Annotated in this window: 14 protein-coding genes; 9 read left to right on the top strand and 5 right to left on the bottom strand. The window is 51.7% G+C overall.

Going from position 1 to position 15473, the window contains the following annotated elements; all coding sequences use genetic code 11:
* Positions 1 to 112: 112 nt before the first annotated feature.
* Positions 113 to 787, top strand: a complete 675-nt coding sequence (gene rpiA, locus ACW17M_RS00115; RefSeq protein ID WP_027958479.1) for a ribose-5-phosphate isomerase RpiA — start codon at positions 113 to 115, stop codon at positions 785 to 787.
* A gap of 23 nt (positions 788 to 810) precedes the next feature.
* Here the strand turns inward: rpiA and waaA are convergent, their stop codons facing one another.
* The 3 genes from waaA to ACW17M_RS00130 are packed head-to-tail and all read right to left on the bottom strand — an operon-like array spanning position 811 to position 4631.
* Positions 811 to 2103: a lipid IV(A) 3-deoxy-D-manno-octulosonic acid transferase gene (gene waaA / locus ACW17M_RS00120; protein ID WP_027958480.1), complete on the bottom strand. Its 1293-nt coding sequence runs from the start codon at positions 2101 to 2103 to the stop codon at positions 811 to 813.
* A 10-nt stretch (positions 2104 to 2113) separates the two neighbouring features.
* Entirely contained in the window at positions 2114 to 3544 is a 1431-nt protein-coding gene (gene hldE / locus ACW17M_RS00125) for a bifunctional D-glycero-beta-D-manno-heptose-7-phosphate kinase/D-glycero-beta-D-manno-heptose 1-phosphate adenylyltransferase HldE (protein WP_027958481.1), read from the bottom strand.
* Entirely contained in the window at positions 3534 to 4631 is a 1098-nt protein-coding gene (locus tag ACW17M_RS00130; RefSeq protein WP_041157470.1) for a glycosyltransferase family 9 protein, read from the bottom strand. The genes hldE and ACW17M_RS00130 overlap by 11 nt, the downstream gene beginning before the upstream one ends.
* Between ACW17M_RS00130 and ACW17M_RS00135 the strand changes: the two genes are divergently transcribed.
* From ACW17M_RS00135 to ACW17M_RS00170, 8 genes are all read left to right on the top strand, one after another.
* Positions 4630 to 5349, top strand: coding sequence for a 3-deoxy-D-manno-octulosonic acid kinase (locus ACW17M_RS00135; protein ID WP_041157469.1), 720 nt, complete (start codon positions 4630 to 4632; stop codon positions 5347 to 5349). The two genes, ACW17M_RS00130 and ACW17M_RS00135, sit on opposite strands and share 2 nt — an antisense overlap.
* 102 nt (positions 5350 to 5451) lie before the next feature.
* The gene (locus ACW17M_RS00140) at positions 5452 to 6825 is read left to right on the top strand and encodes an O-antigen ligase family protein (protein ID WP_084625225.1); all 1374 of its coding nucleotides are present in this window, start codon (positions 5452 to 5454) and stop codon (positions 6823 to 6825) included.
* Positions 6822 to 7766, top strand: coding sequence for a glycosyltransferase family 8 protein (locus ACW17M_RS00145; RefSeq protein WP_041157467.1), 945 nt, complete (start codon positions 6822 to 6824; stop codon positions 7764 to 7766). The genes ACW17M_RS00140 and ACW17M_RS00145 overlap by 4 nt, the downstream gene beginning before the upstream one ends.
* Entirely contained in the window at positions 7763 to 8917 is a 1155-nt protein-coding gene (locus ACW17M_RS00150) for a glycosyltransferase (protein ID WP_414127314.1), read from the top strand. The genes ACW17M_RS00145 and ACW17M_RS00150 overlap by 4 nt, the downstream gene beginning before the upstream one ends.
* Positions 8914 to 9696: a glycosyltransferase family 2 protein gene (locus ACW17M_RS00155; RefSeq protein ID WP_022521019.1), complete on the top strand. Its 783-nt coding sequence runs from the start codon at positions 8914 to 8916 to the stop codon at positions 9694 to 9696. Before ACW17M_RS00150 ends, ACW17M_RS00155 begins: the two co-directional genes overlap by 4 nt.
* A 3-nt stretch (positions 9697 to 9699) precedes the next feature.
* Positions 9700 to 10737, top strand: coding sequence for a glycosyltransferase family 4 protein (locus ACW17M_RS00160; protein WP_041157465.1), 1038 nt, complete (start codon positions 9700 to 9702; stop codon positions 10735 to 10737).
* Positions 10737 to 11714 carry a glycosyl transferase family 90 gene (locus ACW17M_RS00165; protein ID WP_052475486.1) on the top strand — a complete coding sequence of 326 codons (978 nt, stop codon included), beginning with the start codon at positions 10737 to 10739 and terminating at the stop codon, positions 11712 to 11714. Before ACW17M_RS00160 ends, ACW17M_RS00165 begins: the two co-directional genes overlap by 1 nt.
* Before the next feature lie 170 nt (positions 11715 to 11884).
* Positions 11885 to 13465 (top strand): sulfatase-like hydrolase/transferase, encoded by a 1581-nt coding sequence (locus ACW17M_RS00170; RefSeq protein ID WP_101148389.1) that lies wholly within the window; start codon positions 11885 to 11887, stop codon positions 13463 to 13465.
* Here the strand turns inward: ACW17M_RS00170 and waaF are convergent.
* Positions 13455 to 14498: a lipopolysaccharide heptosyltransferase II gene (gene waaF / locus ACW17M_RS00175; RefSeq protein WP_009286366.1), complete on the bottom strand. Its 1044-nt coding sequence runs from the start codon at positions 14496 to 14498 to the stop codon at positions 13455 to 13457. The two genes, ACW17M_RS00170 and waaF, sit on opposite strands and share 11 nt — an antisense overlap.
* On the bottom strand, positions 14491 to 15447 hold the full coding sequence (gene rfaD / locus ACW17M_RS00180; RefSeq protein WP_039857862.1) for an ADP-glyceromanno-heptose 6-epimerase: 957 nt from the start codon (positions 15445 to 15447) through the stop codon (positions 14491 to 14493). Before rfaD ends, waaF begins: the two co-directional genes overlap by 8 nt.
* Positions 15448 to 15473: the final 26 nt, after the last annotated feature.

The raw sequence follows: 15473 nt of genomic DNA on the forward strand, positions 1-15473 counted from the left end.
CGGCGTCTAGCCGCGTTTCCATCGGCAGGCAACGTTTAGGCCGTTATACTAACGCCACTACCTCTTTTCTCTAACTCTCCTCTGACTCACAAGGCTATTTATGAACCAAGCTATGAACCAGGATGAATTAAAGGCCGCCGTGGCGGACGCCGCCATTGCAGAAATTAAATCTCAGTTGGAAAAGGATACCATCTTAGGCATTGGCACCGGCTCCACGGCTAACCTGTTTATTGATCGCCTGGGGCCCCTGCGCCATCATTTTAAAGGCGCGGTGGCGAGCTCTAAGGCAAGTGCCGAGCGCCTTGAGAAACTGGGCATTGAAGTTTTTGAGCTCAATAGCGTTGGCACAGTTCCTTTTTACATCGACGGTGCGGACGAAGTAAATGCTAACTTACATATGATTAAAGGCGGCGGTGCTGCGCTTACCCGAGAGAAAATCGTGGCTGCCTGTGCCGAACGCTTTATCTGCATTGCTGATGGCTCAAAGTACGTGCCTCAGTTAGGTCATTTTCCGCTGCCGGTAGAAGTCATCCCCATGGCTCGCTCCTATGTCGCCCGCGAGCTGGTAGCGCTTGGTGCCGAGCCGGTTTATCGCCAGGGGGTAGTCACCGATAATGGCAACCAAATCATCGACTGCTTTGAATTTATGATCGAAGACCCGGTAGCCATGGAGGCGCGTATCAACGCTATCGTCGGTGTGGTGACCAATGGCTTGTTTGCCGCCCGCGGCGCCGATGTTCTGCTGCTGGGCAAAGAAGATGGCGTGGAGCGCATAGCGCTTAAATAAAGATTCTTCGATACAGGCACTGGCTAACGAGACAGTAACGACGCCAATCCTGTCAGGGTGCGATCAAGTGCGCCTTTTTGCGTCTCAATCACCGCGCGGCCAGCGCGCCCAGCCTGTTGGGCGCGCTCAGGGTTAGCAAAGTAGTCCGCCAAGGCATCTGCCAGGGCATCCGAGCTATCGACCAGCGTTAGCGCACCTGCCGCTTGAAGCGGTTCAGCAACATCGGCGAAGTTCTCAATTGAGAAACCGCTAAGCACCGGCCTACCGAGCGCCGCTGGTTCAAGCACATTGTGCCCGCCCAACGGCACTAGGCTGCCCCCCACAAAGGCCACACGACCTGCTGCATAAAGAGCGGCCAGTTCACCGAGCGTATCCCCCAGGTAAACCTGAGTTTGCTTTGTGGCAGGCTGCTGTAGGCTGCGGCGGCTTAGTGTCCAGCTTTCTGTTTGGCAAAGTTTAGCCACCTCATCAAAGCGCTGGGGGTGACGAGGCACCAGCACCAGCAACGCGTTCGGATAGCGCCTAAGTAGCTGACGATGGGCTTGAAGCACAAGTGCTTCTTCGCCGTCTCGGGTGGAGCCCGCTACCCAAACCGGACGCTCTCCCCATTCTTGAAGTAAGCGCTCACTCTCTTCAGACACCTTATCTTGGCAAGCTATTTCAAATTTCAGCGAACCAACGATGCGTGTAATATCCGTGCCGCAGCCAAGGGCATTAAAGCGTTCGGCATCTGCCGGTGATTTTGCGGCTAGCCAGCTAATATTGGCGAGCGTGCTGGCCATTAGCGGGCGCAGGCGTTGGTAGCGCTTAAAGGCGCGGGGCGATAGGCGACCATTCACCACTGCCACCGGCACACCCTGCTGGCGACAGGCGTGGATCAGGTTGGGCCACAGCTCGGTTTCAAACAGGATCGCAAGTTCGGGCTGAACGCTGCGTACAAAGCGTCTGGCAGCACCGGGAAAATCCAACGGTAGGAAGCGATGGGTAAGCCTTGCTTGATCGCTTGGGGTTTGCTCGCTAATAAGCGCTTGAGACTGCTGAGCACCTGTCGCAGTCATGGTAGTGAGCAGCAGGCTATGCGTTGAATAACGCGCTAGTAGCCCCTCAATCAACGGTCGAGCGGCGCGTACTTCTCCCACCGAGGCACAGTGCAGCCAAATACGTGGCGCGGAAGGCAGCGGTTCGAGGCGTAAACCCAGCCGCTGAAGGCGTGAGTAAGTGGGTACTTGCTCACGCCATATGCGCCAGCCAATCAGCGGTGAGAGCGCATACAGTGCCGCTGAGTAGGCAAGCCGAGGCCAGGCAGGTGAAGACATCAGAGGTTTCTTAGCGTTCACGATCTAGAATCGAACTAATCATCGCCGAGGTCGAAACGCCATCTTCAAAGCCCAGTACTTTAACCTCACCACCATTAGCGATAACGGCCGCGCCCCCGGCGATATCTTCTGGACGATAATCGCCACCTTTGACCAAGATATCGGGTAGCACCGCTTCGATCAGCGCCTGAGGGGTGTCGTCACTGAACGGCACAACCCAATCGACAGCCCCTAACCCCGCCAACACCTGCATCCGCCGGTTAAGCGGATTAATCGGACGTTTGGGCCCTTTCAGGCGACCAATAGAGGCGTCGTCGTTAACCGCGACGATTAAACGGTCACCCAGACGTTTAGCCTGCTCCAGGTAGGCGACGTGGCCCGCATGCAAAATATCAAAGCAGCCGTTGGTCATGACCACCCGCTCACCGCGTAGCTGGGCAGCACGCACCGCCTCGATCAATACATTCGGTTCAATCACCCCAAACTCGGCCAGCTTATCGCCGTGTAAGGCAGTGTAGAGCTCGGCGATAGAGAGCGTGGCCGTGCCCGGTTTGGCCACTACCAACCCTGCCCCCAAATTAGCCAGCATCATTGCTTCGGGAAAGGCGTGGCCTGCCGCTAGCGCTAGCCCCATTAAGCCAATAACGGTATCGCCTGCCCCTGTTACATCGAAAACTTCCTGAGCGCGGGTGGGTAGGTGTAGCGGCGCATGCCCTTCACGAATCAGCGTCATGCCTTTTTCGCTGCGAGTAATCAGCAACGCTTCCAGCTCCAACTCAGCACGTAGCGCTTCACCCCGTCGGGATAACTCGGCATCGGACGCACAATGACCCACCACGGCTTCAAATTCGGTCAGATTGGGAGTGATTAAACTTGCCCCACGGTATTTGCTGAAATCCTGCCCTTTCGGATCGATTAGCACGCGCTTGCCCTGAGCTCTTGCGTTGGCTATCAGGTTCTCCACTTGGTTCAGTGTGCCTTTGCCGTAGTCGGAAAGGATCACTACGTCGCAGTCGGGGAGCACCTTTTCTACCTGAGTCACCAGCTCACTGGTATCGACACTGTCCAAGCGCTGCTCGAAATCCAGGCGCAGCAACTGCTGGTTACGACTCATCACACGCAGCTTGGTAATCGTGGGTATCTCAGCGCTACGTTGAAAGTAAGTACTCACACCCGAGGCAGTCAAACTGGCTTGTAGAATCTGCGCGTTGTCATCGTCTCCGATCACGCCCGCCAGCACCGCGTGGCCGCCCAGGGAGGTAATGTTCAGCGCCACATTAGCCGCTCCGCCTGGACGGTCTTCAACATCTTCTACCCGAACTACTGGCACAGGCGCTTCGGGGGAAATCCGCGAGGTACCTCCATGCCAATAGCGGTCAAGCATGACATCGCCGACCACCAGTACACGGGCATGTTCTAACGCGGTTAAATCAATCTTCATCGATGCTCCCTGCGCTGGCAGTCAAAGCGGTATGCGCCAGCAATGTATCCAGTTTAGCGATAACGTCGTCTGCTTTAATCAGCATCATGGCGCTTGGGTGCCGCACCCGTTGGCCCCAGCTCACCTCGTTTACCGACTTATGCAGATAAGTACGTACCGCGTCAGGGTAAGCGTTGACCGCAAAATCACGCCACAAATAGGGCGCGGCGCGCTGGGGATTGGTCGATGCATAAAGACCCAATGCCGGCGTTCCCATGGCATTGGCCATATGGATAGGGCCGGTATCCGGCGCTATCACCGCTTGGGCTTGATCGATCAGCGCTAAAACCCCTTTCAATGAGGTGCCGCCGATGGCGTTAATGACACTGGCTGGCTGACAGAGCGCTTCAATTTGCTCGCCTATTTCACGCTCCAGAGCACTGCCGCCACCGGTCAATACGCTTTTAAGACCGTGCTGCACCCAAGCATGTTCAATCACGCTCGCGTAACCCTCTACCGACCAGTTGCGAAAATTACGCAGGCGTACGTTGCTACACGGGTTAATAACGAGGTAAGGGGTCTCACCGCTGATCACCTGAGCCTCATTACGTGCCGTATCGGGCACAGGTAAATCCCACGCTAAGCGGTCATCCTCTACCCCGAGCACCCGGGCGAAGTCCATAAAGGACTCCAGCACATGGGCATTAGGGTGCGGCGCAAGCTGATGCTGGGTGAACCAGTGCTGAGCATCTTTGGCACGCGCCTTGTCATAGCCCACACGTACGTCGGCCTTCAGCCCAAGCGACAGCACGCTGGCCCGAATAGCCTGCTGCATATGTAGCAACACATCGAAGCGCGTATCGGCAAGCTGCCGCCATAACGCGCGCATTCCGGCAATACCTGTCGACTTGTCGTAAACAACGAACTCGACCCCGGAAAGCCCCGCCAGTAGACTGTGCTCCCCCTTACCGATAATCCAGGTAATGCGCGCATCGGGCCACTGGCGCTGCAACGCCCGCACCGTGGGCACGAGATTGCACACATCTCCTAGGGCGGAGAGGCGCAAAATGGCAATGTGGTTAGGCTGAACAGGCAGAGAGGGCTTCATGCGCTTAGCGGCACTCCGGCAGAGAAATTGGCTGATTTTACATGATGTAGACAGTTTATGTGACGCACCGGGAACACACCAAATTGATCCAGACTTATTCACTCGCGATTACTGGCGTGAGCGCGGATTAATTGTGGGCGAAGCGCCTGGCCGGGGCAGTAGTCTGTTTTTACAGGCAACGCCGACCGAGCAGTGGGTATTAAGGCCCTATCGCCGGGGGGGCATGGCGGCCAAACTCAGTGAAAAGCGCTACCTATGGACTGGCGCTGAGCGCACCCGGGCATTTCGTGAACTGCGCTTAACTGCCACGCTTTTTGAGCAAGGACTACCGGTGCCCCGCCCCGTCGCTAGTGGTGTAACGCGCTATGGGCTTACTTATGAAGCCGCGTTGATCACCGTGCGCATTGCTGGCGCCAAAGCATTCGCTGAGCTACTCGTCAACGATCTGGCGGATGAAGCGTTGTTAAAGCGTGTAGGTGCTATGATTTACCGCTTTCATCAAGCGGGGCTTGATCATGTTGACCTGAACGCCCGCAATATTTTGATCGACCCCAGTGGCACACCTTGGTTGATTGACCTTGATCGCTGCCGCCTCCGTGCGGCGGGAAAGTGGCAGGAAAAGAATTTAGCTCGCTTAGAGCGCTCGCTAAGAAAGTTTTCTGCCATCTCCCACAGTTCAGGATTAATGGGCAGCATTCGACAAGGTTACTGTAGTTAAATTTTTATCGCGACTTGTTAAAACAGCTTTTAAAATACCGGTCAGTTCACCAATGAACATTAATTTTTCATAGATGCAGCAAACAACTGAGAAACTGAGTATATGTTAAGAAAGATCCCTTCAAGCTTATGGGAAACACATTATTTTGGAAAAACGCCCCTACCCTTAATAGCGATAGGCGTATTAACTACGTTGTTTTATGTTTTTTCAAAGCCTCACTTTGATGATTTTAGCGACTTCAATAAATTAGTACTATCTCTCTCTGGTTTAATTAGCATTAAAATTTATGCCGCACCAGTATGGAAACACCCTGTTTTTCATATGTTTTGGTGGGCCTTACTATTAGCAGTATGTCATTGGTTTTTTTTAACACTGGCACTTCCTGATCTGGCAGGTGACTACCCTAAACTGGATCACATTGCCCGACTGTTTGTATTTATTATATTTGCATGGTGGCTTGCTGGCAGCACACAGAACACGCTACTTTTCTGGAGTATTGCTAGCGCAGCTGTCGTATTGGCGCCATGGATCGCTGGCGATGGCCTCGCTGATTTTCAGCGTGGTTTTCTCGGCGAACGCATTGGGTTTGGTATTCGTAACGTTCAGCATTCAGCGATGTTTTTCGGCACAGTACTGCTTGGATTGCTTATTTTTTTACCACGGCTGTTAAGGGCTCCTCTACAACACTATGGCAAACTAAGTTTATGGGTACTCGCTTTTATTATCATTATAGCCGGCGTTATCATTTCACAAACTCGCGCCACTTGGCTAGGTGTGATAGCAGGCCTATTAACGGCACTTTTCTTAATCTTTATTGAGCATCGGAAAAGTTTTTCAAAAAAATATCTACTCATATTTTTTATTTTATCAGCATGCCTGGCGATTCTTATTATTACCAATAGCTCTTTAGTCATTGAAAGAGCTACTGCAGAATTGGATACCATTCAGGCACTACTGAGAGGTGACTGGAGTTCTGTTCCCCTATCAACCAGTGAAGTACGCTCTAGTGTAGGAGAGCGACTATATAGTTGGCGCGCCGCGATCGATATGATTGCCCAACGCCCCTTGCTAGGCTGGGGTGAGCAAGGCATTGATTATCTATTTGATAACATCCAATATAATCAAGCACACTATCAAGCTTTAAATTTTGGTCATCTACATAACCTCTATCTTGAAATCACACTACAGTATGGCTTGTTAGGTCTAGCTGCTTACTTTTATCTACTAGGGTGGTTTATAGCAAACGCATGGTTTGCTTGGAAGCGTGGCGACATGCCGGGTGATGTACTGCTATTTTTCTATGCTTTTTTATGCTTTTGGAGTGTAATTAATCTTTTTGAATCATATTTGATATTTTGGACAGGTGTATTTCTGTTTAATGTTGTTATGGCGGGCGGCCTCGTCCATATATGGAAACCCACATTGCGCACTAACAGTTCAACACCCTCTGTTATATCAGGAAAGGATCGCAAATGATTGATATTGTCCTGTGCTCCGATGAGGCTTATATAGATAAAGCCGCTGCCGTGATAGCGTCAACCGTTTGTCACAGCGAGACACCTGAGGCGCTGCATTTCTATATATTAGGATACAAACTATCTGCAAATACTCATCAAAAGCTGCACAACTGGTTTACGACACTGCCTGCTGAGCTAACGATCATTGAAGCTGAGAATAGTCGCTGGCCCGAGTTAACATTGGGCCGTTTTGGGCCCGCCGCCATGCTGCGTCTAGGCATGCACAACTGGCTGCCACCAAGCTGCCAGAAAGTTATTTATTTAGACTGTGACCTTGTAGTGCTAGACGATATCGCCAATTTGTTGGCATTCGACATACAGGGCGCTCCCATCGCTAGTGTGGCTAATCTACAAGGAACCGAGCAGAGTAGAATGGGCCTTGGTTATCAACACTATTTTAATTCCGGCGTCCTTCTGGTGGATCTAGAAGGATGGAAAGCTCGCAATGTGCTAGATCAAGTAGAGCAAATATTAAAGCAGCACGATTACACCTTAAGTTATCCCGATCAGGACGCATTAAATCTCATTTTCCAAGACTGGTATCGACTACCCATGCGCTGGAATATGCAGCCGTACGCTTATCCGGCCGTAGAAAAAAAAGCAGCTCACTATGCTGATTGGCAGAAGGAACTTGAACACGCTATCCGTGAACCCGCGATCATACATTTTATTGGCGCACGTAAACCATGGCACGCCGACAGCCGCCACCCACTTGCCTATTTGTATCGGCACTATCTTTCGTTAACACCGTGGCAGCCATCTGTACAAGCTACTCGACCTTCCCTGCAACGACGTCTGAAGCAAATGCTGGCGTGGTTTAAGAATCGGCGGCGTCGCCAGCGGTTGCAGTGCAGTCCTGTGATGCAACTTCCGCCCCACCAAAAGGACTCGCCCACATGAAGGTATTGATTGTCGTGCGTACGTTAAAAATAGGTGGCATGGAACGGGTTGCGGTAAACCTTGCTGACGCCTTTGCGGAACACGGCCATGAGAGCCATTTGATGTACTTTAAGCCGCGCCCCCCTCAGTTAGAACCAAGCAATAAGCGAGTCAAAGTTCACCATTTCGCACTGTCTCGTGCCATGTGGACATCGGGTGTGGGTGGCATTATTGAGGTGGTAGCACGCCTGCTCAATAGCGTGTTAAGGAAAAGCTATTTTTTATTATCAGGCTGGTGGGGTGGAAAACTTTTTCGTCGCGAAGTACGTCGCCTTGAGCGCCAATATGGCGCTTTTGATCGAATTATTTTCCGCGGCATTGGTACCTTTGAAACGGTATGGTCCTTCCAAGACCCCCGCGCCTGTTATGTTCTGGAAAATATCGTCAAAACTACCGGAAGTCATGCCCCTTGGCTAGAGCGACTAAAAGCACGCTGTCTGTTTCATAACAAACACTTAGTAACCGTATCCCACGGCGTCGAAAAGCAAATCGCCACTGCCATGCAGACGCTACAAGTCAAGCCGTCCTCGCTGAGAACCATCACCAATCCATGCCCTTTAGGGGCTATTCGAAAGGCTATGTGCGAAGACTTCCCGGAGCGACCCAATTCTCCATATTTACTCAATGTAGCCCGCTTGGTACCGCAGAAAAACCATCACCTTCTACTGCGGGCGTATGCCAAGATGCGCACAACGCTTCCACTGGTGATTGTCGGCGAGGGGCCACTGCGCAAAGAACTGGAAGCGCTAGCCGTTGAGCTGGGTATTGCGGCACGGGTTACGTTTACCGGTCGCCAACTAAACCCTTATCCTTGGATGCATCATGCACGCCTATTCATCTTGAGCTCTGCCCACGAAGGTCTTGGCATCGTATTACTTGAAGCACTGGCCTGCCAAACGCCGATTGTCTCGGTCGATTGCCCAGGCGGGGTACGTGATATTATGGCCGGTGAGCTGGAAGCTTATCTGTGTGAAATGACACCGGAGGCGTTAGCAGCCCGTGTCGATGCCATTCTTGATGCTGACGGCTATGCTATTGATGAACGTTGGCTGGAACGTTTTTCTCCAGCGCACATTACGACTGCCTTTTTGCAAGAGATGCCTGCTTCATGATATCGGCTAATATTATTACCTTTAACGAAGAAGCCAATATTGCGGACTGTATTGCTTCCGCTCGCCAAGTATGTGAAGACATCGTTGTGGTGGATTCAGGCAGCCAAGACCGCACCACCGCTATCGCGCGTGAGTTAGGTGCCAAGGTGGTTCAACAAGCCTATTTAGGTGACGGCGTTCAAAAAAATATCGCGCTAGCGCACGTAAAGTACGACTGGGTGCTCAGCTTAGACGCCGATGAACGCCTAACGCCAGAGATGGTCGAAGCGATTGGACAACTAGACCTAGCTGCAACCGAGCATGACGCCTTTGCCTTTCGTCGCCGCAATATGATTGGCTCACGCTGGATTAGAGTCTGTGGCTGGTATCCCGATTACTGTATTCGGCTCTACAACCGGCACCATGCTCGCTTTGCTGATGTAAAACAGCATGCCAGCATAGGGGCTGCCAACCCCAAGCGACTTAACGCAGATATAGTGCATTACTCCTTTGCTAACTTAGGTCAGTTATTTGCCAAGCCAGGGCGAAACTTCAGCGGTCGTGCGGCCAAAATCATGTTTCAAAAGGGGAAGCGGGCCAACTCCTTTTCACCGTTTGCGCATGGCCTGAATGCCTTTGTACGCAAATACATATTCCAGCGAGGCTTCATGGGCGGAGTAGACGGCATGACCGTTGCGATCAGCGCAGGTCTCAATAGCTACTTGAAGTATGCCAAGCTACTCGAATATCAACGCGATCCCAAAGTGCTTGAAGCGGAAGACTTTAATAAGGTTTGGTGATTGATGCATATTACTCATGTAAATTTGGCGCGTGGTTTTCGCGGTGGAGAGCGTCAAACTGAGTTATTAATTAAAACGTTAGCAGAGCATGCACCAAACGATATTGCACAAACGCTGGTTTGCCGTCGAGACTCGCCCATGCGCCAGCACCTGCAGAGTGTAGCGCGACTCAACTTTCAAGCAGCCAATCACCAGTTAGCGGGGCATTTTGATCTCGGCGGGACACAGCTGGTACATGCCCACGATGCAAAAGGCGTTCATTGGGCTTACTTACACTACCGTTTAAAAGGCACGCCCTATTTAATTACACGCCGTGTCGACTCGCCCGTCAAACGTAAGTGGTTTAATCAGCAGTGTTACTCTCAAGCATCCGCCAGGGTTGCCCTCTCCCACGTCATAAAGCGTCTGCTGGAAGACAATCAGTGTGGCGACGTTACCTTGATACCCAGTGCCTATGCGCGCTTAACGCCCTCGCCTGAGGCGACCAAAAGTTTTCGCAATGATTTTGCCGATAAATTTTTGGTCGGCCATGCAGGCGCCATGGTTGACCGTCATAAAGGTCAGCGAGTGCTATTGCAGGCTGCGCAGAAGCTTGAGCATCAAGCGCCTGATATACAGTTTATTTTTCTAGGTGACGGTGAAGATGCAGAAACGCTAAAAGCAGAATCCTCGTCACTTAGCAATGTTTCCTGGCTGGGATTTAAAAGCAATATTGCCGACTATCTCGCTGGCCTGGATGTGTTTGCATTTCCTTCACGCAATGAAGGCCTGGGATCTGTGCTGCTGGATGTCATGCAGCTAGGCGTTCCTGTCATTGCTACCAAGGTTGGCGGCATACCCGATATCGTCAAGCACGAACAAACGGGGTTGCTGATACCGTCCGGCGACGCCGATGCACTGGCTAACGACATTATGCGATTAAGGCAGGATCCCGCTCTTCGGCAACGATTGGCCCAAGGAGCCACTGAACGTTTAGATCATTATAGCCCTCAGTCAATGACTGCAGCGTACTGGCACCTCTATCAAACAATAGTGAGTTAATGATTATGCTTGCAGCTTCTGCAAAAGCGCATAAAAATCTTCATAAACTAGGCTTTTATGCGCAACATACCGTTCACCGCCTAATTCCCAGTACGTTTCTGCAACGGCAAAGATTAAATTTACTTCGCTCATTAAAGCAATTGTCAAAAGAGGAGCAGCAGCAGTTACTTCTCCGAGTTAACTACTGTAATCAACTGGAAAACAACGTTGAACTGCCTAAGGAGGCTATAAGTTTATCTAGTTTCAAACGCGAGAAAAGCGGCACTTATTACTTGGATTTGCTCAGTGTGCTGCGCTATTTTCCGCCTGAACTACGCTTCTGCCATCGCTTTGGTGATGTAACCACCGTGCCGGATGCACCTACCTTAGTGAAAAGCCGGCCCATTAATGACCACAATCAAAACTCAGTTTTACTTAAGTTAAACCGTGTTCGTCATTACTACACGGTGAAAGATCCTCACCGCTATGATGACAAGCTTGACCTTGTGGTATGGCGTGGTTCTTGTCATCAAGAACATCGGCGACAATTCATTCGAGACTTTTATGATCACCCGCTATGTAATGTGGGCGATATTCACAAAAATGCGCAAGGTCAGCCCTGGCATAGCCAATTTATGTCGGTACTGGAGCAACTGAAATATAAATTCGTACTCAGTATCGAAGGCAAAGATGTTGCAACGAATCTCAAATGGATAATGGCCTCTAATTCACTCTGTTTTATGCGACAACCGCGCTTTGAAACATGGTTTATGGAAGGCACTTTGTTACCTGACTATCACTATGTGCAGCTCAAAGATGATTACTCAGACCTTGAGGAGAAAGTCACCTATTACCTTGAAAACCCCGCGGCGGCGAAAAAAATTATCGGTAATGCTAACCGCTACTTCGCTCAATTTATGAATACTGATAAAGAACGCTTGATGGGTCTTTTGGTTATGCAGAAATATTTCGAGCGCACCCATCAACTTCTCCCGTAGTAGCCGTTATCATCAGAGCTATCAATTTTCTGTAGTGTCCCCTTTTTCACTGTTTATATTAGGTAAATGTCATCATACGTTATCGCTCTTTCATTGCATGGGATACCGCTAGGCTAGCCACCATTGCATTGACACTAATTGGCCTCAGCCTGGGTTACACGGTCACGGTAATGACCCGTCTGCCCTGGTGGACGCTATTTTTAGTAGCGGCCGCATGGATTGGTGTGGGGCTTAAGCTGCGCTGGGGCCAGCCTGCCAATGCTCGCTATCGTAAAATGTGGCCCTGGTCGCTTGTACCGTTAAGTCTTTGGGGTGTGTACGTTTACTTGGCGGACAGCTTTGGCATTGTCGATTTGGGTGCGGTGTTTTTTCACCTCCAGGCAGGCATAGCCAAGCATGGTGGCGCAGGCAAAATGATTTCCGCGGTGCTCTATACGTTAATAATGATTGGCGTACTGGCGGCCGTGACGTGGCTATCACGCCACGACCAGCGCTGGCGGTTAGCCGAGCGCTTTTTCGCTATTATATTATTGGCTAGCAACCCGCTACTTTATGGCATAAGCCAACGCAGCGCGGCCATTGTCACTGATGACGGCGCCTGGCTGGATCGACGCTACAAGCCGCCCCCTGCCGAGGAACTTAGGGACGCCCCTAACTTACTCATTCTGTATTTGGAAAGCATAGAGCGTACCTACTCTAATGACATATTTGGGGACGCCTACGCCAGTCTCAACGCCCTAGGGGAACGAGGTGCCGTTTTTGAGGGCGTGCGCCAGATGGATAATACGGGCTGGACAATGGCGGGCATGATTGCCAGCCAGTGCGGCGTGCCATTGATGCCTGCTGGACTCCTTCACGACAGCCAGTTCGAGCCTCTTTCCAAGGTTGTTCCCGGGGTCGATTGTCTCGGCGACATTCTTGCTGCACAGGGCTACCAACTAAGCTATCTAGGCGGTGCTAGCACACAATTCGCGGGTAAAGGACTATTCTATCGCGGCCACCAATTCGATACGGTGAAAGGACGTGAAGATTTAGAGCCCCTGCTAGAGAATCCTGAGTATGTAAATAGCTGGGGCCTGTATGACGACACGCTGTATGACATCACCGCCGATGAGATCCGGCATTTAGATAGCCAGAATAGCGGCCCCTGGGGTGTAATTAGCCTCAATCTGGCGGGTCATGCGCCTAATGGTTATCCCTCCCAGTCGTGCGTGGAACGTCAAGGAGAGTTTGACGGCCAGGATATTCTTTATTCGGTGGAATGCGCGACTTGGCTGGCTCAAGATTTGGTTGAACGGTTGGATTCTGAGGGTCTTCTCGATAATACCTTGGTGGTCATACTGAGCGACCATCTGACGATGCGCGTTTCTGTGTGGGATCAATTGACCGCGCTAGACCGCGACAACACGCTGATAATGCTCGGCAACGATATCGAGCCACAGCGTATTCGCCGAGACGCTACCATGCTGGATGTTTTCCCCACGATACTCGATGCGCTGGGCTTTAGTTTAGAGCGCGACCGCGCTGGATTGGGCACTTCGCTTTTCAGTAATAATCGTACGCTGGTAGAGGCCCACGGTATCGAAGTGCTTAATGAGCGTTTACGGGAAGAGACGGCGCTTCAGCACCGCCTTTGGGAGGGCATTTCCCCTCAGCGGCGTGAGTCCGACGAGCCTTCTCAAGAAGTTACTCAAGAGCAAACCCTAGAGACGCCTGCTGACGCGGCAGACGAAGTCGAGCTCATCCATTAACGATCACGCTCTCCCACTGATGAGCCGCGTGAATCTGTTGGTAGACTTGCTCAACGCTGAGCAGATTCAAGCAATTGGTATGCCCCAATGGGCAGGTACGCTGAAAGCAAGGAGAGCAAGAGAGCGCTAGGTAGTGAATGACGGCGTTATCAGTCAGCGGCGGCGTGTATGCGGGCGATGAGGAGCCATACAGCGCATGGACACGAACACCTACCGCTGCAGCCACATGCATTAACCCCGAGTCGTTGGTGACTACCTGCCGGCAATCCGCCAACAGATCGACCGCATCAGCCAGCTGCGTCTTACCACACAGGTTATGGGCATGGGAAAGCCCCTGTGTGATCTCCTCGCCCGCCGGGTGATCCTTTGCCCCCCCGAGTACGCGTACTTCAAAACCCTCTTCCACCAGCCGTTTGGCTAAGCTGTGAAAGTAGCTGACCGGCCACTGTTTGGCGGGACCGTATTCAGCGCCCGGCATCATACCAATCGCCGTGCGCGAAGAAAGCGAGTGAGTTAGCCGCAAATTGACCAAGTTATCACGGTCAATCTGCAGTCTCGGTTTGGGCAGCGCAAAGGCGCCGCTAGCCGCTTCTTCCAGAGGCAGGCCGAGCGATACAAAGCGCTTTACCGTTTGATCCAGCACCTGTTTATCGAGTTTGCGGCGCTCCTTGAGAAGCCCATAGCGGTGTTCGCCTAAAAAGCCTATGCGTTCAGGAATGCGCGCCATAAAGGGCACCAGCGCTGCCTTCCAAGAGCGTGGCAAGACAATGGCTCGGTCAAAACGGCCACGCAAACGGTTGGCCAGTTCACGGCGGCTGGCCAAGCCAAATTCACCGTGCCCCACTGCCAGCGGCAGCACTTCATCCACTTCGGGCATACGCTCTAAAATAGGCTGTGACCACTTTGGTGCAACCACCCCTATCGTCGCGCCTGGCTGGCGGGCTTTTAAGGTCATAAACAGGCTTTGTGCCATGACCATGTCACCGACCCACGAAGGGCCAATCACCAGCAAGCGCTGAGCTGAATTAGCCATTTAACCACCCCAAGTAGGCCTTCACCCCTTGAGCAACGGTTTTAAACTCAACATCGCAGCCGCTCTCACGTAGCTGACCAATGTCAGCTCGGGTATAGCTCTGATAGCGTCCTTTGAGTTCTTCGGGGAAGGCAATGTAGTCGATCTCACCTTTACCGTAAAAGTCGATAACCGCCTCGCCAATGGCTTTAAAAGGTTCAGCCCGACCAGTGCCAAGATTGAAGATTCCTGACTTGTCAGGATGATCCAAAAACCAAAGATTCACATCGACTACATCGCCCACATAAACAAAGTCACGACTCTGCATGCCTGCCTCGTAGCCGTCATAGCCGCCAAACAGCTTGAGCGTTTCACCATTACGAATTTGCAAGTGGTTGTGATAGGCCACACTGGCCATTTTGCCCTTGTGCTGTTCACGGGGGCCATAGACATTAAAGTAACGAAAGCCCACTACTTGAGTGGTTAACTCGCTCCAGCGCGAACGCACGTGCTGATCAAACAGCAGCTTGGAATAGCCGTAAACGTTAAGCGGCTTTTCGCATTCGGGTACCTCTTTAAATACCTCGCTGCCGCCATAGGTGGCGGCTGACGAGGCGTATAAAAAAGGAATACTCTGCTGCTCGCAGTAATTAAGCAGCACTTTGGAGTACTCGAAGTTATTCTCCATCATGTAGTGGCCATCCCATTCGGTAGTATCCGAGCAGGCGCCTTCATGGAAAATAGCATCGATTTTAGGTAGCTCGACGCTTTCACCGCGCAGGGCAGCTTTTACCCTGGCGAGGAAATCATCTTTATCGAGATAATCAGCCAGCGTGCAGTCGGCTAAATTGACGAATTTGGTACCATCGCGTAGATCGTCAACGACCATCACATCGTTTCGACCGCGGGCGTTCAATGCTTTAACTATGTTGGCCCCGATAAAACCGGCACCGCCTGTTACCACAATCATACTGTTCTCCTTACCTAAAGCAGCTT

Source organism: Vreelandella sp. 2A-K22 (genome assembly GCF_054065485.1).

What these genes read in the sequence shown, in the direction of transcription:
- rpiA (WP_027958479.1), top strand. Translation starts at nt 113, where the DNA reads ATGAACCAGGATGAATTAAAGGCCGCCGTGGCGGACGCCGCCATTGCA.
- waaA (WP_027958480.1), bottom strand. Translation starts at nt 2,103, where the DNA reads ATGTCTTCACCTGCCTGGCCTCGGCTTGCCTACTCAGCGGCACTGTAT.
- hldE (WP_027958481.1), bottom strand. Translation starts at nt 3,544, where the DNA reads ATGAAGATTGATTTAACCGCGTTAGAACATGCCCGTGTACTGGTGGTC.
- ACW17M_RS00135 (WP_041157469.1), top strand. Translation starts at nt 4,630, where the DNA reads ATGCGCTTAGCGGCACTCCGGCAGAGAAATTGGCTGATTTTACATGAT.
- ACW17M_RS00130 (WP_041157470.1), bottom strand. Translation starts at nt 4,631, where the DNA reads ATGAAGCCCTCTCTGCCTGTTCAGCCTAACCACATTGCCATTTTGCGC.
- ACW17M_RS00140 (WP_084625225.1), top strand. Translation starts at nt 5,452, where the DNA reads ATGTTAAGAAAGATCCCTTCAAGCTTATGGGAAACACATTATTTTGGA.
- ACW17M_RS00145 (WP_041157467.1), top strand. Translation starts at nt 6,822, where the DNA reads ATGATTGATATTGTCCTGTGCTCCGATGAGGCTTATATAGATAAAGCC.
- ACW17M_RS00150 (WP_414127314.1), top strand. Translation starts at nt 7,763, where the DNA reads ATGAAGGTATTGATTGTCGTGCGTACGTTAAAAATAGGTGGCATGGAA.
- ACW17M_RS00155 (WP_022521019.1), top strand. Translation starts at nt 8,914, where the DNA reads ATGATATCGGCTAATATTATTACCTTTAACGAAGAAGCCAATATTGCG.
- ACW17M_RS00160 (WP_041157465.1), top strand. Translation starts at nt 9,700, where the DNA reads ATGCATATTACTCATGTAAATTTGGCGCGTGGTTTTCGCGGTGGAGAG.
- ACW17M_RS00165 (WP_052475486.1), top strand. Translation starts at nt 10,737, where the DNA reads ATGATTATGCTTGCAGCTTCTGCAAAAGCGCATAAAAATCTTCATAAA.
- ACW17M_RS00170 (WP_101148389.1), top strand. Translation starts at nt 11,885, where the DNA reads ATGACCCGTCTGCCCTGGTGGACGCTATTTTTAGTAGCGGCCGCATGG.
- waaF (WP_009286366.1), bottom strand. Translation starts at nt 14,498, where the DNA reads ATGGCTAATTCAGCTCAGCGCTTGCTGGTGATTGGCCCTTCGTGGGTC.
- rfaD (WP_039857862.1), bottom strand. Translation starts at nt 15,447, where the DNA reads ATGATTGTGGTAACAGGCGGTGCCGGTTTTATCGGGGCCAACATAGTT.